General features: G+C 46.1%; 17 protein-coding genes. 4 read left to right on the top strand and 13 right to left on the bottom strand.

The genetic code is table 11. The features are described from left to right. Window positions 1–44: 44 nt before the first annotated feature. The 6 genes from H8S84_RS11565 to H8S84_RS11540 form a co-directional block, all read right to left on the bottom strand. On the bottom strand, window positions 45–1,421 hold the full coding sequence (locus tag H8S84_RS11565; protein WP_187067501.1) for an SPW repeat domain-containing protein: 1,377 nt from the start codon (window positions 1,419–1,421) through the stop codon (window positions 45–47). Between the two features lie 213 nt (window positions 1,422–1,634). After that, window positions 1,635–3,119 (bottom strand): APC family permease, encoded by a 1,485-nt coding sequence (locus H8S84_RS11560; protein WP_187067500.1) that lies wholly within the window; start codon window positions 3,117–3,119, stop codon window positions 1,635–1,637. Window positions 3,120–3,224: 105 nt separating this feature from the next. After that, complete coding sequence (locus tag H8S84_RS11555) at window positions 3,225–3,704, bottom strand: hypothetical protein (protein WP_230407153.1); 480 nt, start codon at window positions 3,702–3,704, stop codon at window positions 3,225–3,227. A gap of 201 nt (window positions 3,705–3,905) precedes the next feature. Further along, the gene (locus H8S84_RS11550; RefSeq protein WP_187067499.1) at window positions 3,906–4,286 is read right to left on the bottom strand and encodes a DUF3221 domain-containing protein; all 381 of its coding nucleotides are present in this window, start codon (window positions 4,284–4,286) and stop codon (window positions 3,906–3,908) included. Next, a complete protein-coding gene (locus H8S84_RS11545) occupies window positions 4,283–4,948 on the bottom strand; it encodes a DUF2461 domain-containing protein (protein ID WP_187067498.1) in 666 nt (221 codons plus the stop codon). The genes H8S84_RS11550 and H8S84_RS11545 overlap by 4 nt, the downstream gene beginning before the upstream one ends. A gap of 186 nt (window positions 4,949–5,134) precedes the next feature. Beyond that, window positions 5,135–5,830, bottom strand: a complete 696-nt coding sequence (locus H8S84_RS11540) for a hypothetical protein (RefSeq protein ID WP_187067497.1) — start codon at window positions 5,828–5,830, stop codon at window positions 5,135–5,137. A 449-nt stretch (window positions 5,831–6,279) separates the two neighbouring features. On the opposite strand from H8S84_RS11540, the gene H8S84_RS11535 reads away from it, so the two are divergent. The 3 genes from H8S84_RS11535 (at window position 6,280) to H8S84_RS11525 (ending at window position 10,766) form a co-directional block, all read left to right on the top strand. Then, complete coding sequence (locus H8S84_RS11535) at window positions 6,280–8,823, top strand: PIG-L family deacetylase (RefSeq protein WP_187067496.1); 2,544 nt, start codon at window positions 6,280–6,282, stop codon at window positions 8,821–8,823. A gap of 99 nt (window positions 8,824–8,922) precedes the next feature. Then, a complete protein-coding gene (locus H8S84_RS11530; RefSeq protein ID WP_187067495.1) occupies window positions 8,923–9,069 on the top strand; it encodes a hypothetical protein in 147 nt (48 codons plus the stop codon). Further along, window positions 9,066–10,766 (top strand): sodium:solute symporter, encoded by a 1,701-nt coding sequence (locus H8S84_RS11525; protein WP_187067494.1) that lies wholly within the window; start codon window positions 9,066–9,068, stop codon window positions 10,764–10,766. The genes H8S84_RS11530 and H8S84_RS11525 overlap by 4 nt, the downstream gene beginning before the upstream one ends. Before the next feature lie 549 nt (window positions 10,767–11,315). Here the strand turns inward: H8S84_RS11525 and H8S84_RS11520 are convergent. The 4 genes from H8S84_RS11520 to H8S84_RS11505 form a co-directional block, all read right to left on the bottom strand. After that, window positions 11,316–12,218 (bottom strand): class I SAM-dependent methyltransferase, encoded by a 903-nt coding sequence (locus H8S84_RS11520; protein WP_230407152.1) that lies wholly within the window; start codon window positions 12,216–12,218, stop codon window positions 11,316–11,318. 96 nt (window positions 12,219–12,314) lie between these two features. Beyond that, complete coding sequence (locus tag H8S84_RS11515; protein WP_187067492.1) at window positions 12,315–13,184, bottom strand: DUF2911 domain-containing protein; 870 nt, start codon at window positions 13,182–13,184, stop codon at window positions 12,315–12,317. 100 nt (window positions 13,185–13,284) lie between these two features. Then, the gene (locus tag H8S84_RS11510) at window positions 13,285–13,812 is read right to left on the bottom strand and encodes a hypothetical protein (RefSeq protein ID WP_230407151.1); all 528 of its coding nucleotides are present in this window, start codon (window positions 13,810–13,812) and stop codon (window positions 13,285–13,287) included. A gap of 142 nt (window positions 13,813–13,954) precedes the next feature. Beyond that, window positions 13,955–15,772 (bottom strand): ABC transporter ATP-binding protein, encoded by a 1,818-nt coding sequence (locus H8S84_RS11505; protein ID WP_187067491.1) that lies wholly within the window; start codon window positions 15,770–15,772, stop codon window positions 13,955–13,957. A 297-nt stretch (window positions 15,773–16,069) separates the two neighbouring features. Between H8S84_RS11505 and H8S84_RS11500 the strand changes: the two genes are divergently transcribed. Further along, window positions 16,070–16,495, top strand: a complete 426-nt coding sequence (locus H8S84_RS11500; protein WP_187067490.1) for a hypothetical protein — start codon at window positions 16,070–16,072, stop codon at window positions 16,493–16,495. 45 nt (window positions 16,496–16,540) lie between these two features. Here the strand turns inward: H8S84_RS11500 and H8S84_RS11495 are convergent, their stop codons facing one another. The 3 genes from H8S84_RS11495 to H8S84_RS11485 all read right to left on the bottom strand — a co-directional run bounded on the left by H8S84_RS11495 (window position 16,541) and on the right by H8S84_RS11485 (window position 19,897). Further along, window positions 16,541–18,007 carry a sodium:solute symporter gene (locus H8S84_RS11495; protein ID WP_187067489.1) on the bottom strand — a complete coding sequence of 489 codons (1,467 nt, stop codon included), beginning with the start codon at window positions 18,005–18,007 and terminating at the stop codon, window positions 16,541–16,543. Between the two features lie 79 nt (window positions 18,008–18,086). Next, window positions 18,087–19,103 carry an MBL fold metallo-hydrolase gene (locus H8S84_RS11490; protein ID WP_187067488.1) on the bottom strand — a complete coding sequence of 339 codons (1,017 nt, stop codon included), beginning with the start codon at window positions 19,101–19,103 and terminating at the stop codon, window positions 18,087–18,089. 143 nt (window positions 19,104–19,246) lie between these two features. Continuing rightward, window positions 19,247–19,897 carry a hypothetical protein gene (locus H8S84_RS11485; protein ID WP_187067487.1) on the bottom strand — a complete coding sequence of 217 codons (651 nt, stop codon included), beginning with the start codon at window positions 19,895–19,897 and terminating at the stop codon, window positions 19,247–19,249. Between the last annotated feature and the right edge of the window lie 73 nt (window positions 19,898–19,970).

Raw genomic sequence — 19,970 nt, 5'->3', positions numbered from 1 at the left:
GCTCCCTTTGTGCTGCAGCATTCAAAGTTTCTGTTACTATTACCTCAGATGATGTACTTATCATAATTTCCTCTTTTGTCCTCTATTTTTCCGCGAGGGAAACACAGGGCAATTACGAGAACCCCAGAGGCTATACTACTCCACATAGCTGCGCCTTCTCCTGAACCAAGTATCCAGGGCGATGCAACAAGCCAGATGCCAAACAGGATAAAGATGTAACGCAGCGGGCGAGCCACCTCAGACATGGCAATAATGACGAATGTAATCATAAGCGCACCCGTTACATGGTGATTGTCTGCCATTGTGCCACTGTATTGCAGTAATGCCGGCGCCAGCATAAGCAAGGCGCCAATAGCCATAATAACAACCAGATTCCAAGGTGTGCGCAATAGGTCTTCAATAACAACTCTACCTGTATGTTCTAACAGTATTTCTGGACTTTTCTTCTCTTCAGTTTCACCGTCCATGGTGCCACCAAACCAAAGTGTTTTCCAGTAGGAAGTATTTCTGGCTTTTTTTTCATGTCGCATCAGTTGCAGGGTAGCAAGCACCTCATCAATAGTAAAAGGAATCATGATCAATGATATGGTAGCGCTTGTAAGGCAGAGGGTGCACCAGTAGCCTACAGATACTGGCTGGAGTATAACCAGTGTAATACTAACTACACCTAAGGGTATAATTAGAATACCGAAAATAATCACAACCCACGGCATGGTTCGCCAGCGGTGGGTGCCTCCTGCATAGGCAAAGACCACATCCATAATATAAGAGAAGGCTCCAAGCAAAGCATCCGACACAGGAAAAGACTCAGATACTTTAGAGGTTAAAACTTTCCGGGTGCCATCTCCAAAAAACGGGTCCCACACGGTGTCTATGTGTTCTAACTGAAAAGCTCCCATATAGCGTGCTACAAAAAAGCCGAGCCAGGCAAGAAACAGAACCGGTATCCGCTGGCTCCACGATGAGGGGTTATAGGACCAGCCTCCGGGTATGTTAGGGCCTGATTGGGCGAACAATTTTATGCCAGGCTGCCTGGGTATGATAATGCCGAAGGCTATAACAAGTGTTCCTATTAAATAGCCGCTCAATAAACCGGCAGTTTTCTCCGTCCAGAAAACCATGGGGGCAATATAAAGCCAAACACCAATAAAAACGATAGCCCACTGTGCCCAAAGTTTATAGGGTTTAAGCGCAAAGTAACTCAGGCCTATTAGCAGAAACCCAGATATAACATCGCTCCACACCATTGCCGGAACTTGGTAATCAGCGGTGGGAGGGTTAGCAATAAGCCAGAGGCCCAGCACTAATGTGCAGTAATACACCCAACCTGTTCTTTGGTGGTGCTCCTCGTGCTCTAGCTGCTTCTCCTGTGGGAACATCTCCTTCTTTACAAAGAAGAGATTGCTGAAAGTTAGGTCCATATTTTGCCGTACTTAGGTCTAATGTTCTGTTTAAGTAGAGTGTGAACCCTGCACAAAAAGCTCAGTCAGGCACTCTTCCTATATAGTTTAAACATTTACTACGTTAGCAGCATTTGTACGTTCTGCAAAGACCTTTAGCATAAGGCTGTGTAACAAAAAAGCCTGCAACTGGTGCTGCAGGCTTTTTTATGTTTTCGCTTATTGATTATGTCGCTACTTTGCGTGCCGCTTAAAATTGCTGCCGAAGAAATAGTATACAGGTATGCCCAAACCCACAATAATAAAGCCTGGCCAGGTATAATTAGGCTTGTAAATAAGCAGGATAACGCAGATTGCTGAAGCCAAGATAACGTACATGGCCGGAAGTATAGGATAGCCGAATGCTTTGTAAGGGCGGGGTAACTCTGGCCTGCGCACTCTCAGTACAAACACGCCTATAATGGTTAATATGTAAAAGAGCATTACAGCAAAAATTACATAGTCCAGCAGGTTGCCGTAGGTGCCGGAAAGGCAGAGCAGGCATGCCCAGATGCACTGCAGCCAAAGCGCAGCGGCAGGCACGCCGTTCTTGTTCAGGTGGCCCAGTTTCTCAAAAAATAGTCCGTCTTTGGCAATGGCATAGTATACACGCGCACCCGAAAGTATAGCGCCGTTGTTACAGCCAAACGTTGAGATCATGATAAGTATGGCAATAGCTATAGTTGCCTTATAACCGCCTATCACCTCTGCCACAGCTGTTGCCACACGATCATTGTCGGCGTAGGTAATACCAAGAGCCATTACATCTGTGCCGTTTGGGTCGCCGTTCATAGGCAGCACCAGCAGGTACACCAAGTTTATAAGCAAGTAAATGCCTGTAACCAACGCAGAGCCAATAACCATACTTAGTACAATGGTACGTTTTGGGTTCACGATCTCATCTCCGGAGAAGCCGATGTTATTCCAAGAGTCGGCAGAGAAAAGTGCACCCACCATGGCTATACCAGCTGCTGAGATCAGGGCCCAGCCGGCCGGAGGAATCAGTTCGGTGCCGGACGTTGATTGTGTAGTGCCCCAGAAGTTGGTGAAGTTAGCCTGGATAGCGGTTTCGTTTATGCCCAACAGGAAGCCAAAAAGTATAAGACCGAATAGCGCCACCAGTTTCGTGCTGCCAAAGATGTTCTGGATTAATTTTCCACTTTTGACACCCCTAGAGTTGATGTAGGTAAGGTATACGATACTAAGTATAGCTAGCAGTTGAACTGAAGTAAAATCAAAACCAGCAACACTTAATAGCACGTTACTTTCGCTGAACCACGGAAAGATAACCCCTGTAAAACGAGCAAAGGCTACGGCTACGGCTGCTATCACGCCAGTTTGTATTACCAGAAACAGTGTCCAGCCATACAGGAAGGCCACCATTTTGTTATAGGCTTCTTTTAAATATACATATTGCCCGCCCACCTTCGGAAACATGGAAGATAGTTCTCCATAGCTGATGGCACCCACAATAGTCAGGAACCCGGATATTACCCAAACCAGCAGCATATACCCCGGCGACACCATGGTGCGGGCAATATCAGCGGTCACGATAAAGATACCTGAGCCAATCATGCCGCCTGTTACAATCATGATGGCATCAAAGAGCTTTATCTCGCGCTTAAAACCAGTGTCAGTATTCTGTACTTCAGGTTCTGTTGCAGTATCTGTTTTTTGCATAAGTATAAGATGAGCAGCAAAAATAAGTCATTTTTGAGCCATTTTAAGAGAAAGACGCAAGCTTTTAGTGAGTGTTTAGCTGATACAAGCAGTAATTTACCCAATTTAAGATGTAGGCTCTGTGGTGTTTTTTTGTTCGCTGCAAGCCTCTAGCCAGGCTTTGGCGTTGCGACGGCTCAAAAAATTCTCCATCTGCAGATCAGGTATAATGCGAAGGTATAGATCTCTTGCTGAGAGTTTACTAAACATGTTGTAAGAGTACACATGGGCAAAACACTTTAAGCCAGCTTCCATTGCCTGGGGCAGCCACTCATACTCCAACCAATCGTTTGCATCCTGCCAGTCACCACTTGCCAGTGATTTGTCGTTCAGTAATTTCGTGTGAGGTTTCTTCCTGATCAGTTCCAGGTAAACTTTTGCCGCTGTTACTACATCATCGGCTGTGATATGCCCGAACCATTTGGCTTCGATATATTTCTTTTTATAGGTAAACATAAGAAATACATCGCCCTGTTCGTGCTTTAGCAGAACAGGATGCGGCCAAACAGCTACCAGATCACTATATTCACAAAAGTAAGTACTCATAAATCAACAATAAGTATGCGGTAAACAGGGAGGCTACCGATTGATTTCCATACTTATACGGTTAAAACGCAGGAATGTAAACCTGCATTGCGCCAATTTGTAGTAATATAGAAGATTGCCAGTAGCCCAACTGGAGGGAGTGATGTGGCTAATTCGTAAGCTGGAATCGCTTTGGCTGTTGGGTTGTGATTTACTGCGGCATTAATTTGTTGTTACCCGAAGTGCTTTGATATATCCCTGCACCGGCATTGACTCCATTACTTCCCCTTCAAACCAAGCTTCTACTTCTTGCCCTTCCCGTAATTGCTCCACCTTTAGTTCTTCACCATTCTGTGTTTCTATAAGTGTGTTTTTATCAATGCTAATGTTGGCTTCTGTATAGGTTGTTTTAATTCCATCAAGCGCCTTTACCAGCACTATCGCTTTCGATCCGTCAGACTTTCCGTTGGTCTTTTTTATACTTGATATGTAGCCATGCACATCTGGTAAGGTGTCTGGCATGCGCTTGGGCTCACCGCCACGGCAGCTGGCTAATACAAGTATAAGTAGCGCAGAGAAAATAATTTGTACAGATTGTTTCACGTTTGTTCGTTTAAAGGTCGGTTTAGAAAGTCGTGTAATGGTTTTACTTGTCTATAGAGCGCCAACAGCCTCTCCGTAAAATCAGGGGCACATGCTTCTTCGTCTGTAAAGTAGTGCAGCACCTGGTAACCGTTACACTTGATCAAATCTATAGCCGGATGATCTTTACTATAGCCTTTTGGTGCCATTTTACGTTGCACGCCTCTTAAGTTGCCAAAGCTTTCTTTAAAATCTGGAGCGTTCAGTATGCTTTCCAGTTCTCCCGGGCAGTAGTCAATCTCCTCGCGTATCAGCTCTAGTTGTTTTGGCTGTGGCTGTCTCATGCCGCCTCCGGCTCTGCTGTTACCAGGCGATAGCACCAGCACATAATTGGCAAAAGGCGAATGACGGCCACCAGGAGAAATGCCTGCAGCAAAATGGTCTTTATACGGAGGCTCTCCCTTTTTGGAAAAATCATTTTTATTTATTCTGAAGATGCATTCCTTCGGAGTAACACGGTACAGGTCTTTGTCAAACAGGCGCAACTCTTCCAGCAAGTACGCTACTACTTTATAAAACTCATCTTTAGCTTTGGTATATTGCTCCCTGTTTCTGTCCATCCATTCTTTGCTGTTGTTTTGCTGCAGTTCGCGCAGGAAATCAAGAATCAGGCGTATATCCATAGCTGGTGCTCTTAGTGCTTTGGTGTTTTAGAGTATAACCAGATAGCACCAATAATCAAGACGATAACAAGTATAATGATGATTATAAGCGTCATTTTTTATAAGTCTGTTTTATAACTTGTACTAAAAAGAAGAGCCCATGTTGCACAGTAGTGGCAGCATGGGCTCTTCTTTTTTAAATATCGGTTAAGCTACACGCAGAATCGTATTGTCTTGGATGGCTTTGCGAATGCTGTGCTCAGAAACGTAGTGGGAAAGGAAGTCTCCTTTTCGGCTTACATTGGTGCGCGGCTCCTGCATTAGTACCACTTTGGCTCTTTTACCAACTGTAATCACACCAATACCACGTCGCTGGCATAATTTTAAAAAGTAAGACGCCAGGTTATTGTTTCTGAAAACAAGACTGCTGATGGAGAGGCCTAGCCATTGTTCATTTGACTGGTGCATTTTCAGTACATCCAGCAGGTTGTTAACTCGTCGCTTAAGGTAATATTTTAAAAGATAAGTGTGAAGAATAAAACCTGCCACAGCTGCTACACATGTCACTGCTAAGCCTACAATGCCTCCTTTAAACTGTACACTAGCGTAAACGCCGAGCATTAAAAGTAAGACTGGTGTTAAGAACCGCAGTTTATTTAATCCTTGCTTTTTGTAAGCTGTTAAAAGGTCTGTCAGTTTCTGAGAATTTTTGAAAGTGACAGTTGCCAGGAAAATAGTGTTGTCAGGATGCTTAAAAGTAAACATGCCTTCTACCTCTATACCTTGTTTATTTTTTTCCGATCGGCTAATGAGTACATTCTTAGCACCCTGCTGAGAAGTGTAGTACCCTTGAAGGTAATCGAATGCGAAGTCTTCTATCTTGCTTTCTTGAGGGTTAGGCATACCACATTAGCTTAAATAGTGTCTACGGAAATTTAGGAGGCAATATTTATTGGCTCATTCAGAACGTGTGAACACAACTGTTATTAAACCAATATGTTTATACGATAATAATCTGCTTTACCAGTACGTTATGTACTGTTTGCAGTACTACAAACATAAATACATATAGATATTAATCCTAATATATTCATGGATTTATTATACTATAAAATCGCTACTACAATCTACACCATCTAATGATATATCACCGTTACTTTAACTAAGTATAGCTTATACGAACTATTCAAATAAATAGATTTATTGTTGCGTCCAAGTACTGATGTGCTGTCTATCAGCCATAACATACTTTATGTCTGAAGGTGTCAGAAAGAAATTTATTTGCTCTATTAATTTTTATAGCTTTACATAGTACACTTTATCTTGCTCGTTTTCAAAGAAATTACAACACTATGAGAAACATTATCACAGGCTTGGGTCGCATATTTGTTGCGTTAAGCTTGTTAACCTACCTGCAGCCGCTGCAGGCACAAGCGCCAGTTAAACCATCGGCCGCTAAAATACTGCAGGACATCAAGAAACTGAACGTATTAGGTTCAGTGCTGTATGTGGCCGCGCATCCGGATGATGAGAACACCCGCCTGATTGCTCATATGGCTAATGAGAAGCTATATAACACTGGCTACCTCTCGGCCACACGTGGCGATGGAGGGCAAAACCTGATAGGACCGGAGATCAGCGAGAACCTGGGTATCATCCGCACACAGGAGTTGTTACAGGCCCGCCGCACCGACGGTGGCCGCCAGTTCTTTACCCGCGCCAACGACTTTGGTTACTCTAAAGACGCCAAAGAGACCTTTAACATCTGGGACAAAGAGCTGGTGCTGGCCGACATGGTGTGGGTTATCCGTAAATTCAGACCAGATGTGATGATCACACGCTTTCCGCCTGATGAGCGTGCCGGACATGGACAGCACGCAGCATCGGCTGTACTTGCAGAAGAGGCTTTTGAGGCAGCAGGCAATCCAAAGCGGTTTCCGGAGCAGTTAAAGTATGTGGAAGTATGGCAGCCAAAGCGCTTGCTATGGAATACCGGCGTTTGGTCTTTTGGGAGCCAGGCAGAGTTTGAAAAGTATGTAGACCAGCTGCTGAAAGTGGATGTGGGTGGTTATAATTCATTGCTTGGAAAATCTTACGGTGAGGTGGCCGCCGAGAGCCGCAGCATGCACAAAAGCCAAGGCTTCGGTGCATCAGGCAGCAGAGGCACTTCATTGGAGTACTTGCAGCACACCAAAGGCGAAAAAGCCAGTAAAGAATTATTTGAAGGTATAAATACTACATGGGCACGCGTGAAGGGTGGTGAAAAAGTAGAGAAGATCATCCAGAAAGCAATTGAGAGCTACAAGCCAGCAGAACCAGCTGCCGTGGTGCCTATACTTATCGAAGCCAAAAAAGAGCTTGCCAAACTACCGGACAGCTACTGGAAAAGAGTAAAGCTGGAGGAACTTCAGGATGTAATGCAACATGCTTTAGGTTTATACTTAGAGGCTACCGCTGCCGATTATTCTGCTGCCCCCGGTGAGCCGGTACAGGTACAGGTGGAGGTGATAAACAGATCTTCTGTGCCTGTGTCTCTGAAAAGTGTAGCTTATACTTTTGCCTCCAAAGACACTACACTAAACAAGCAGCTTCAAAACAACGATCCTGTAAAGTTTGGTAAAGTAGTTATGTTACCTGCCGCTACAGAGGCATCGCAGCCCTATTGGCTACGCAAGCCGGGTTCGCTAGGTATGTTTGCCGTTGCCGAACAGCAGTTAGTAGGAATGCCTGAAAATGCACCAGCTGCCCAGGTAGCTTTTAACTTGACAGTTGCCGGAGATCCGATTCAAGTAACAGTGCCGGTGGTTTATAAGCGCACTGACCCAGTAGAGGGCGAAGTATACCGCCCATTTGTAGTTACGCCCCCTGTGTTTGTGAACGTAGCTGAGAAAGTATACATGTTTGCCAACGGTGCGCCAAAGCAGGTGCAGGTGCGTGTAAAGTCTGGTAAAACAGATGTGAACGGTACTTTAAAGCTTGATGTACCGAAAGGCTGGAAAGTAGAGCCTGCTTCTGTGCCTTTTAACCTGAAAGCAAAAGGAGCTGAGCAAAACGTTGTGTTTACGGTGCACGCGCCGCAAAGTCAGCAGGAAGCAGCTTTAAAAGCTGTTGCCACTGTGGATGGCAAAAACTACACGCACGGACTGAACGAGATCAACTATAGCCACATACCTGCACAGGTTACTTTTCCAGAGGCAAGCGCTAAAATTGTGAAACTCGATCTGAAGAAGAAAGGACAGAAAGTAGCCTACCTGATGGGAGCAGGCGACGATGTGCCGATCAGTTTACAGCAGATCGGGTATGACGTAACTCTGCTGAAAGACGAAAATATGCGCCTGGACTACCTGCAGCAGTTCGATGCCATTATACTTGGCGTGCGTGCCTACAACACCGTAGATCGCCTGAAGCACCACCAGCCAACTTTGATGGAGTATGTGAAGAATGGCGGTAACCTGATTGTGCAGTACAATACCAACCATAGCCTGGTACTACAGAACGTAGGTCCTTATCCGCTCAAGCTTTCCCGCGACAGAGTAACCGTAGAAGATGCCGAAGTCCGTTTCCTAGAGCCAAACCACCCGGTACTGAACACTCCTAACAAGATCACTAAAAAAGACTTTGAGGGTTGGGTGCAGGAGCGTGGTTTATACTTCCCGAACGAGTGGAGCGAAGAGTATACGGCTATACTTTCGTCTAACGATCCGGGCGAGCCTGCGCGTAACGGTGGTTTGCTGGTGGCCAAGTATGGCAAAGGACACTATATTTACACTGGCTACTCCTGGTTTAGAGAGTTACCGGCTGGTGTGCCCGGTGCTTACCGCCTGTTTGCTAACATGATTTCTTTGGGAAAAGGAGAGCAGGCAGCCGGAGGCAAAGCACAGAATTCCGTTAATTAATTTTTTAGACAATACAGTATTGCGCAAAATACAAAGGACATGCTGCTAGAGCGTCCTTTGTATTTTGTCAACTAAACATTTGTCAAAAACACAACAACTATGAAAGACACTCACCCTGTCGACGAAGAAGCACCCATTTCGAAGCCCCCGTTTTTTAAAAGCTGGGCTGGCATGTATTGGCTCGTGCTGGGTAACCTTGCGTTCCTGATCATCCTGTTTTACACCCTTACTAAAATTTACGAATGAAGCCACTAGACTGGATCGTGCTGCTGGGCACACTGGGCTTTATCGTGATCTACGGAGTCTGGAAAACACGCGGCAGCAAAGACATAGAAGGCTACCTGAAAGGCGACAATAGCATGAAATGGTGGACTATAGGGTTGTCCATCATGGCTACACAAGCCAGTGCTATCACCTTCCTTTCTACGCCGGGGCAAGCATATGAAGACGGGATGCGCTTTGTGCAGTTTTACTTCGGACTGCCCATTGCGATGGTTATCATCTCTATCACAGTCATTCCTATTTTCTACAGGCTTAATGTATTTACAGCCTACGAATTCCTGGAGAGCCGCTTTGACTTGAAGACCCGTTCACTGGCAGCTTTGCTCTTCCTGATTCAGCGTGGACTGGCAGCTGGCATTACCATTTATGCTCCTGCCATTATACTTTCAACTATGTTAGGCTGGAGCCTTACAATTACTAACCTTGTTATTGGCGTACTGGTAATCTTTTACACGATGTCTGGGGGCACCAAGGCGGTAAGTGTAACGCAGAAGCAGCAAATGGCAGTGATGATGGGCGGGATGATTATTGCCGGTATTATGGTGGTGAGTTACCTGCCGGCTAATGTTAGTTTTGGTGATGCGGTGGAGGTTGCCGGTAAATTGGGCAAGATGAACGTGGTAGATTTCTCTTTTGATTGGGATGACCGCTACAACTTCTGGTCCGGGATGACAGGTGGCCTATTCCTGGCACTCTCATACTTTGGCACTGACCAAAGTCAGGTGGCGCGTTATTTAGGTGGAAAATCGATAGGAGAGAGCCGACTGGGCTTATTATTTAATGGCCTGCTCAAGATACCAATGCAGTTTCTGATCCTGTTTATCGGGGTAATGGTGTTTGTGTTCTACCAGTTTAACCAGCCGCCGGTGTTTTTCAATGAAGCAGCCAAAAGCAAAGTATATGGAACCGCTTACGAGGCAGAATTGCAGCAGCTGGAGGATAAGCATACAGCCCTTTTCGAGCAGAAGCAGCAGGCCGTGCAAAGTATGGTTACTGCGTTAAAAGCTGAGGACGATGCCGCTGTCACAACGGCACAGGCAAAGGTATCAGCATTAACAGCTGCCGGTAAAGAGGTGCGCGAAGAGGTGAAAGGCCTGATCAAAAAAGCCGCCCCTGACGCGGAGACGAAAGACACCGACTACGTCTTTATCTCTTTTGTGATGAAATACCTGCCTACTGGTCTGATCGGTTTGCTGCTAGCAGTAATTTTCTCTGCGGCTATGTCGTCAACAGCCTCCGAGTTAAACGCACTTGCCTCAACCACTGTCGTCGATATCTACAAACGCTCTGTAAAGCAGGATGGGGACGCTACACATTATCTTAATGCGTCAAAGCTATTTACCGTAGCTTGGGGCTTGATAGCCATACTTTTCGCTACATATGCGTCTTTGCTGGATAACTTGATCCAGGCAGTAAATATTATCGGCTCTATCTTCTACGGTACTATACTTGGTATCTTCCTGGTAGCATTTTATTTCAAGCGGATTAAGGGAAATGCCGTGTTCTTTGCGGCTATACTTGCTGAGGCGGTTGTACTATACTGCTACTACTTCACCGAAATTGCTTTCTTGTGGTTTAACGTGATTGGCTGTGTGTGCGTGATTGTATTTGGGTTCGTGCTGCAGGGGTTAATTGGAGAGAAACGAAGCTTAGATGTGTAGAGCTTGAGGGGTTAATAGGTTTGATTTGCGTTGCACTGTTTCTGCAGTACCGGGTCCAACCACCCCTTTATCCCCTCCTTATCTAAGGCGGGGAATTCTGCTGTTACTATTTGCGGAAGATTTAGCGCTATAGCAGTTGTTGAACATCCCCCTATGCCCCCTTCAAAGGGGGACTTTCGGCCTTTGTCTTAGCTGAAGTATAGTGTCATAGTCTTAGCTGTTATTTGGACAGTTAGCGACCTGTCCCTACAAGTCTTCACCTGTTGCATAAGCCTTTGGCCAAGAAGTGTCCATCCCAGTTTCTCTGTGGGGTTAAGGTCCCTCTTTAAAGAGCCGTCTTGTGAGATTAGTTGCCCGCTAGGGCAGCGCGTCAGCGCAGGAGGTAACACGGCGACGATGCAGAGGAACGAGGCCATGAGCGCACCAAAGCCTGAGGTAAAAGTATAGGCAAGTAGGACTGAGGATGAAAAGTAGCTAGATAGAAAAGCAGCGTATTCCAAAACTATGGAAGTAAACCAGCAACTAAGATTAGCAGGAGGTCAAATTCATTTACCGCGGCTTCTGCGCTGCAACAATATAAACCAAACTACCACCAGCCGACACATACTCTTCGTTCAATAACTTCTGCTTCATGGTAATCTTATTGTACAGCAATGTCTGCCAGTAAGCATCAAACTTCTCTTTGTTGCCGCCTCCTGCCATGTAGTAGTTCAGGTTGTCCTGGTAATCATAGCCCATGGCTTCGGTTTCAATCCATTGCAGCATCTGCTCTACGCGCAGCATCTTCTCCTGTGTGTCGTAAGGCGGAATGATAGCTAATGCTTTATCCGAGATCCATACTTTAATATCCTTCAGGCCTGCCTTCAGGAACAGATCAGGTACTACATCGCCAAGTGAGTTAAAACCTTCGCCGAGGTTCTTTTTGCCTTTTTCAATGCGCAGCTTTATCTCCAGAACATCCAGCATGCCATCTACATTAAAATCTGTTTCGCCATAGCGGTCGAACATGAGGTTGGGCACAAGGTTGTTCGGCTCCAGGGCCAACACCCAACCGCCGGGTTTAGTAACACGGATCATCTCCTGAATTACACGCTGCGGATTTTTCACGTGGATCAGCAGCGTCTGGCAAAGCGTTACATCGGCAATATTATCGGGTAAAGGTATGTCAGTAGCGTTACCTACTTTAAACTCATAGTTAATGTTGTTGCGGCCAAACTCACTTTGTGCCCGCTGCCTGGCGTCGGCAATGTGCCCCGGCTCGTAATCTACCCCGTACACCGTAGCACCAGCTGGCATGTACCGTGAAAACTTGAAGCCCATCATGCCTTTGCCGCAGCCAATGTCCACCAGCGTCTGGCAATAGTCGATATATAGGCGCTTGGCCAGCAGCTCCAGGTAATCCTCGTTCCACCAGTACTCCCGGGCCGGGCCCAGGTGCTCTTCTGAGTGCATTTTTTCTTCCAACAGATTCTATACTTTAGGTAAAAAAACAGAGCCTCCGAAGTATACCTCCGGAGGCTCTATTATACGGTAAAAGCAAAGGTAGCTTTATTTCATCTTTTTCCACTCGGCGATAGCCTTTTCATTCAGGCTAACATAGTCTGCGTTATTGGCAGCTTTAGCCATTTCCATAGACTTTTCGGCAGTTTTGATAGCTTCTTTATAGTTCTTCATTTTAGCCTCGATTTTAGCCTGAGCATGCAGATTCCAGAACTTAGGATCTTTTTCGTTCGCTTTTTTCATCCACTCATGCGCCTGCTTCAGATCGCGGTTTGTTTCGTAGTAGTAATTAGCTGCAGCAGCGTATAAACCTGGAGTTGCATTCGCATTTTTCATTACCTGCTGATCAATCTGGGCCATTACACGTGTGTCTACATCCGTTTTAACTGTGAAAGGCACGATAGTTTTGTCCCAAAGAATCTCTACATCCGCGGCATCTGCCTTCAGGTTCGTGAAGTTGATGGTAAACGACTCTGCCTTGCGCGGATTTTGCTGTGGCTTCACTTTAAAACGCAGTTGATCTTCTTCCTGCTTATATTCTGGTCCGCCATCACCCCAATGTTTGGTATTTTTATGGATGATAACCGTCCACTCATCTTTGTTTGGAATGGTGTATAGTGCGTATTCACCGGCAGGCACTTTGTTACCTTCAATGATAACGTCGTCAGAGAATTTAATTTTAGTAGAGGCGTTTGCACCTGTTCTCCAGATCTTGCCATAAGGCACCAGATCGCCGAAAATGGTACGACCTTTAACTGCAGGGCGGGAGTAGTCTACTGTAATAGTGCCTAAACCTACTGCCTGCTCCACTTTTTGGGCCGGACTCGGAGCTGGCATTTTAATGCCTTGTGCCTGCGTTGCGCCTGCTCCAAATAGCAGAGCCGCTGAAAGCATAAAACCTAATACTGTCTTTTTCATGATTGATAGTTTATTGTAGTATGTATAGTGATGTAATATTACACAATTCTTTAAATACCTGGCCAGCCTTCCACAGCCCAATAAATACATTTTCGACAAACTAAAAGCTGCGCCCTACACTTAACCCAAAGCGTGGCACCAGTGCCACACCAGGTGTTCGTACATTAGCCTCTGATGAGAGAAACGGTGTAAGAGCCACTCTAACCACCAAACCACCCTCCGGCCGCTGGTAGCGGAAACCGAGCCTGCCGAAGTACATATTTTGTAGCAGATCTGGATCGTCGGTAAATCTGCGCGTATAACCGAGGCCAAACTCAAAATGTTTTTCGCGGCGGCCAAATAAACCTATAGCTTCTACGGGTACTATGGGGTAAGTTGTAGTTTCCTCTGGCAAAAAGAAGAAGTTCGTACCAACTCCAATCCTGAGCCCGGTCTTAAACTCTGCCTGCTGGAAAAACAACCGCTCAAAATTGATGGAATAAGTGTCACCGTTGCCTGCTATTTCTAAATATGCCGCGTTCATGGCACTAAAGTTCTCTACGGTTCTGTACTGCGCAAAGAGCCTGTATGGTAGCAGTAACAGAGCAAAAAGCAGCAGGAGTAGGGTGCGGTGTCGGTGTTTCGGCATAGGTGCGTTGGTGCCAGCCCTTTGTAGAGACAGGCAGTTCTGGACAGCTTACGTAAAATATATGACAAAGTATATGGATAAAATGAAAAATCCTACCCCTGTAGTAGCGGTAGGATTTTATACTTTTGAAAGTAACCTATACTTAGGTTAGCTCGAACTGTAGCTTCAGTAAGTTAGCGTAAATTCCATCCGGGCTCATAGAAAGCAATTCGTGTGAGCCTTCTTCCACAATCTCGCCACCATCAATTACTAATATTTTGTCTACTTTACGAATGGTAGCCAGGCGGTGCGCAATCACAATAGTAGTACGGCCTTTCATCAGCTCGTCCATAGCCTGCTGCACCAGGTGCTCCGATTCAGAATCGAGGGAGCTGGTAGCTTCGTCAAGTATAAGTATGGCTGGGTTCTTAAGTATGGCTCTGGCAATAGCTACACGCTGGCGCTGGCCACCGGAAAGTTTAATGCCGCGTTCACCAACTAGTGTGTCAAACCCTTCCGGGAAGGACACAATGAAATCATAAGCATTTGCTTTGCGCGCTGCCTCCATAATTTCAGCCTCCGTGGCTTCAGGGCGGCCATAAGCAATGTTCTCGCGGATAGTGCCTCCAAACAACAGCACCTCCTGCGGCACCACGCCTATGTTGGCGCGCAGCGTAGTCAGATCCATGTTGCGGATATCTTTCCCGTCTACAGTAATGCCACCTCCGGTAACATCGTAGAAACGCATCAGCAGCTGTATGATAGTGGATTTACCGGAACCGCTTGGTCCAACCAAAGCCACTTTTTCGCCTGCTCTTACAGTAAAGTTAATATCGCGCAGCACCTGCACATCGGTGCGGGTAGGGTAGGAGAAGGCAACCTGATTATAGGCAATATCACCGTTCAGTCTTCTGATCTGGCTAAGTGCTTTGTGGCTCTTATCAGTTGGTTCTTCCTCTTCCTGCAGTATCTCCAGTATGCGCTCTGTAGCTCCCAATGCCGACTGTACTTTACCATACAAATCGCCCAGGCCACCAACAGATGCACCAATAAAGACAGTATACAAAACGAACGAAATCAGGCTACCAGGCTCGATATCACCGTTTGCTACCAGTGTAGCACCATACCAGATCACAAGTATAATACCTCCGAAAAGACCAACGATGATGAACGTAATAAAAGCACCACGGTAATAAGCTGCAGATAAGGCAGTTTTAACGGCCTTGCCCAACGTTGTTCTGTAGCGTGCCACCTCAAACATCTCATTGGTAAAAGCTTTCACGGTATTGATTGCCTGCAGCGTCTCTTCTACAATTACATTGGTGTTTGCCAGCTCGTCCTGCGTTTTCTTGGACAGGCCTTTAATCTTGCGGCCAAAAACCAGCGCCAGCGCCACCAGCACCGGGAAAGTAGCCAGCATAAACAGCGATAGCTTAATGGAGGTCCACATGATGATGGCTACACCTACAATAAGCGTGGTAGTCTGGCGGAAAAGCTCTGCCAGGGTAATAGACATGGCATCCTGCACCTGGGCTACATCAGTTGTAATGCGGCTGGTGATCTCGCCTACCCGTCTCTTTTCGTAAAAAGATACGGGTAACTGCACAAACTTGCTGTAAAGGTCGCGGCGAATATCGGCTACGGCATTTTCGCTTACCTGCGCAAAGAAGTATACTCTGAAAAAAGAGAAAATACCCTGTGCCAGTATGATCAGGAACAAGCCAATGGCGATCATGTTGATGTCTTCCATCAGGCCGCTGGCATTACCGGTAGAGGAGTCAAATAGCTTGCCCACCAGGTACGGGAAGGCCATGAAGGTGAGGCTCGAAAGCACTAGGAAAGCTAATCCGACAATAAATTTATACTTGTAAGGTAGAACGTAGCTAAATATCCGTAGGCCACGGCGAAAGCTTTCTTTCGTGATTTTCTTTCTGCCTTCTTTGTCCTGCTCTCCGTTTAGCCCGAATCCGCGTTTTGCCATTAATGAAACTCTGCTTAAATACTAGTTAGGCTGATTTTATACTTTTTTCAGCCCTATGGTGACGGGGATATAACAGCAATTGAGATAGAATAATGCCGCATTCCCGCAAAATCTTACAAAGGTAAGTATTATGGTGGATATTATAGAGATTAAGTACCTGCAACAGATTTGGGAATCATGTTTCTTTCTAAGCAGAGATAAGATTTATCTAAAAAGGAATTAAAATTATCGCAGAATAGGTTAAAGTAAGTAAGATAGCTACATTGCATTTGATATTGCTATCACAAGCTTAAAGGTATGTTTGCACGAGTAGAAAACGCCTTCGGGAAAGTTTATTACAAGATTGAGTTCAAGGAAGAGCTTAACATAATACAGGCTGAATGGTATGGCTTTACCACTAAGCAGGACTTGAAAAAAGCGCTTGTTGTTGGACTGCAGTTGCATGAGGAGACACGCTGTGCCTATAGGTTAAACGACAACACAGCTTTTTCAGGACCATGGGCAGATGCGGTTAGTTGGCTAGAAGAAGAGTGGTTGCCAAAAGCATACGAAGCCGGAATACGTTATTTAGCCCATATAGCACGCCCCAGTTCATTCGGAGAACTTGCCGGTGAAGCATTGCAAACGGGCAAAATTGGTGCTACCATCGAAGTAAAGATCTTTACCGAGAAAGAGGAGGCACTAAATTGGCTTAAGGCAAAGCAGGAACTAGCTAACGTATAGTTATACTTACCCCTCCTGATATCTTACACTTCATAACTTAAGGAGTTATTTCTGCGCTAACTCCAGTTCGCCTACCCGACCTTTAGACAAGGCCATCAAACCCGTAAAGGTCAGAAATCCATTTAGAATAAGCACCTCAAAACCGAATACATAACCCCAGAACCACTCTACTGAATTGTAACTGATGATGTAGGTGAGAATAGGAGCCGCTACACAAACAGCGGGTACAAACCTGTCGCGGATGGCGCGTTTGGTGTAGAGGCCAAAAGCGTAAAGACCCAACAGCGGGCCATAGGTATAGCCGGCTACCGTAAACATGGTACTGATCACGCTCTGAGAGTTGAGTACCTCAAATGCTATAACCACCAACACCATCACCAACGATACGCCGGCATGTGCCCAGTAACGCTGCTTCACCCTTTCATGCTCACTTTTCTCCCTGAAATTGAGAAAATCTACGCAGAAGGATGTGGTTAAAGCAGCCAGTGCCGAGTCGGCGGAGGCATAGGTGATGGCGATGATACCGAGTATAAACACAATACCCAGGAAAGCAGAAAAATGGTTTAGTGCCAGGTAGGGGTATACATCATCGGCTTTTACAGGTAACGTCATGCCGTTTGCCTCTGCATAAATGTATAGCAATGCGCCCAGTGTCAGGAAAAGAATATTTACAACCACCAGGATCACGTTAAACCAGAACATGTTTTTCTGGGCTTCGCCGATGTTCTTGCAGCTCAGGTTCTTCTGCATCATGTCCTGGTCCAGGCCTGTCATGGCGATGGTGATAAAGGCGCCTGAGAAGAACTGTTTCAGAAAATAATTACCAGCCTTCACATCCCATACAAACACCTGCGAATAGTTGCTTTCCGTAACCGTTGTCACCAAGCCCTGGAAGCTGTAGTTGAGGTGGTCAGAAATGAGCCAGATGGTAGTAATGACGGCAAGCAGCATGGCCATTGTTTGAAAAGTATCGGTCCAGATGATGGTTTTCATGCCACCCCTAAAAGTATAGACCCAGATCAGCAGCACAGTAATGATAACAGAAACAGAGAAGGGTACTCCCAAGTCATCAAAAACAGCTAACTGCAGCACCCCGGCCACCAGGAACAAACGAATAGAGGCCAGCAGTGTACGCGACAGCAGGAAAAACGCAGCTCCGGTTTTATAAGACCAGTAGCCAAAACGTTGCTCCAGGTAAGTATAAATAGATACCAGGTTCAGGCGGTAGTACAGCGGCATCAATACAGTAGCAATTACCAGGTAGCCCAGCAGATAGCCCAACACCATTTGCAGGTAGGTGAATCCAGTAGCTTTTACCATGCCGGGTATAGATATGAAAGTAACTCCCGACAACGTAGTACCGATCATGCCAAAGGCTACGATGTACCACGGCGACTTTCTGTTGGCCAGGAAAAAAGTGTCGGAATCGGTTTTGCGGCTAGTAAAGAAAGAGATAAGTATAAGCACGCAAAAGTAACCTGCAATTAAGCTAAGTATAAGGGTAGAAGACATAGCAAATGCTGTTCGTAAGTCTGAGCCTGTAGGTCAGGTGTGCAAAGATAGCAAAAGTATAGCTCCTGTTCTTTTGTGCTTACTGCAAGTCTTTCAATAGTAAAGGCTCTCCGATGGCTGGTAGCTTTAGCCCCTGCAAAACGCCGGCTGCTGCCAATTGCTGCACTACCCTCACTGGTTCGCTAGGTGGCTCATCCGATAGATCGAATGTGCCGTAGTGCATCGGGACAAAGGTGCCGCCGCGCAGGTAATTGTAGGCCCGCACGGCTTCGTGCGGGTTCAGGTGGCTCTTGGCCATCAGAAAAGAAGGCTTATAGGCACCAATCGGCATAATACACACATCCATCGGTCCGAGCAGGTCTGCAATCTCTTCAAAGTGCGGACCAATGGCTGTGTCGCCGGCAAAGTATAAGTTGAGTTCCGGAGTTTTAAGCACAAAGCTGCCCCACAGCATCTTATTCATATCGCTCAGGCCACGGCGGTGCCAGTGCATGGCAGGCATAAAGTATACTTCTACGGCACCTGGCACCAGGTCATACTTTTGGTACCAGCCAGCCTCCTGGTAAGGCAAATGGCGGCAGGTATTACGCAGAATTTTACCTACTTCCAGAGGGATCAGTGCTTTTAACTGCGGGTTGTGCTTAAAAATAGTTTTGATGGATTGCTGGTCCAGGTGATCGCGGTGTGCGTGAGAGAGCAGCATAAAGTCTATGTTGAGCAATTGCTCGGGCTGGCAGGGCAGTTCTGTTTTACGCTTTACCAACGGCAAACTGAACAGCACCGGGTCTATGATGAAGTTGATACCCTTCAGGCGCACAAAAAAGCTGGCATGCCCCAACCATACTACCATATCCTCTTTAGATGTGATGAAATCGCAGCCATGTTTTACAGAAGGTACATAATCATCCCGTTTTTTCTCCTCGCGCTGCGGATTCCGGGTAAGCTGCCACTTAAGCACTTTACTGAAGTCCGGGTAGTACAATTCATCCCCGTTGGCAAACTTGCCTTTAATGATCTTGTTGCCCCTGTAATCAGGTTTTATAGTCTCGAGGCGGTCGTTTTTATGGTGGCGGATATGGTTATTGTTCTGCTGCAAAATTTCTGTCGTTTTGATACTTTAACCGGAAATCAGGGAATTTGGTTAAGGGAACATGGTTTCTAGCAAGTATAAGAGCTTTTTGTATATAAAAAAAGCGCCTCTCCGTTGCTGGAGAGGCGCCTCTGTACTTTTATCTTATGTTAATATCCTACACCAAAGCGGCTTGGGCTGCCAAAACCGGGACCATAGAACGGCGAGGCAAACTGCGAAGCTCCATCAGTATAGCGAATGCCGCCTGTTACCGAAAAATGCTCTGTGATTTTATAAGTAGCTCTGAAATCGGCACCCATACGGCCTGGGCTGTATAGGTTATAATTTAAGCTATTGGCCGGCACGTTCGAGAAATCTTTCCAGATGTTGCCGCTAAGTATAAGCCTGTCGCTGGCAAGGTAATCTACACCAACGCTGGCAATGTAATGGCTGCTGCCGTTGTTGCGATACACTACCGTATTTCCCTCCGGACCAACCATGCTGCTGTTGTAAGGCATCACGTTGATGTATGAAAGGCTGGTGTTTACCCTAAAGCGGTTGCTCACCTGGTAACGAACAGATGGCTCGAGGTAAGTAGCACTGCCAAACCCGTTGCTAAAGCTGGCACCTGCCGATAAACCATAGCTAAGCTTCGGGCCTGTCCAGGCTGGTTTGGCATTTGCCTCAGCTTGTTGTACCACAGGTGTAGCTGTAGTAGCAGGCACCGGTACAGCGTCTATGCTCTGCTTGGTGTCCTGTGCTGCGGCCTGACCGGCCCAGAGCAGGCTAACTGCCAGTATGGTTCTAAGTATATTTTTCACGTGAAATCTCTGAAGTATAATTCTTTATACTAAGTTAAGGCACACTAAGTTCAAAAGCAAAAACGAAGGCTGC

It is taken from the genome of Pontibacter cellulosilyticus (genome assembly GCF_014306105.1).
GTDB classification, from domain to species: domain Bacteria; phylum Bacteroidota; class Bacteroidia; order Cytophagales; family Hymenobacteraceae; genus Pontibacter; species Pontibacter cellulosilyticus.
This window is presented reverse-complemented; position numbering and strand designations above follow the sequence as displayed.

Coding starts and splice junctions, on each gene's coding strand:
- H8S84_RS11510 (WP_230407151.1), bottom strand. CDS start 13,812: ATGCCGAAACACCGACACCGCACCCTACTCCTGCTGCTTTTTGCTCTG.
- H8S84_RS11525 (WP_187067494.1), top strand. CDS start 9,066: ATGAAGCCACTAGACTGGATCGTGCTGCTGGGCACACTGGGCTTTATC.
- H8S84_RS11535 (WP_187067496.1), top strand. CDS start 6,280: ATGAGAAACATTATCACAGGCTTGGGTCGCATATTTGTTGCGTTAAGC.
- H8S84_RS11505 (WP_187067491.1), bottom strand. CDS start 15,772: ATGGCAAAACGCGGATTCGGGCTAAACGGAGAGCAGGACAAAGAAGGC.
- H8S84_RS11515 (WP_187067492.1), bottom strand. CDS start 13,184: ATGAAAAAGACAGTATTAGGTTTTATGCTTTCAGCGGCTCTGCTATTT.
- H8S84_RS11540 (WP_187067497.1), bottom strand. CDS start 5,830: ATGCCTAACCCTCAAGAAAGCAAGATAGAAGACTTCGCATTCGATTAC.
- H8S84_RS11530 (WP_187067495.1), top strand. CDS start 8,923: ATGAAAGACACTCACCCTGTCGACGAAGAAGCACCCATTTCGAAGCCC.
- H8S84_RS11495 (WP_187067489.1), bottom strand. CDS start 18,007: ATGTCTTCTACCCTTATACTTAGCTTAATTGCAGGTTACTTTTGCGTG.
- H8S84_RS11500 (WP_187067490.1), top strand. CDS start 16,070: ATGTTTGCACGAGTAGAAAACGCCTTCGGGAAAGTTTATTACAAGATT.
- H8S84_RS11565 (WP_187067501.1), bottom strand. CDS start 1,421: ATGGACCTAACTTTCAGCAATCTCTTCTTTGTAAAGAAGGAGATGTTC.
- H8S84_RS11555 (WP_230407153.1), bottom strand. CDS start 3,704: ATGAGTACTTACTTTTGTGAATATAGTGATCTGGTAGCTGTTTGGCCG.
- H8S84_RS11520 (WP_230407152.1), bottom strand. CDS start 12,218: ATGCACTCAGAAGAGCACCTGGGCCCGGCCCGGGAGTACTGGTGGAAC.
- H8S84_RS11545 (WP_187067498.1), bottom strand. CDS start 4,948: ATGGATATACGCCTGATTCTTGATTTCCTGCGCGAACTGCAGCAAAAC.
- H8S84_RS11560 (WP_187067500.1), bottom strand. CDS start 3,119: ATGCAAAAAACAGATACTGCAACAGAACCTGAAGTACAGAATACTGAC.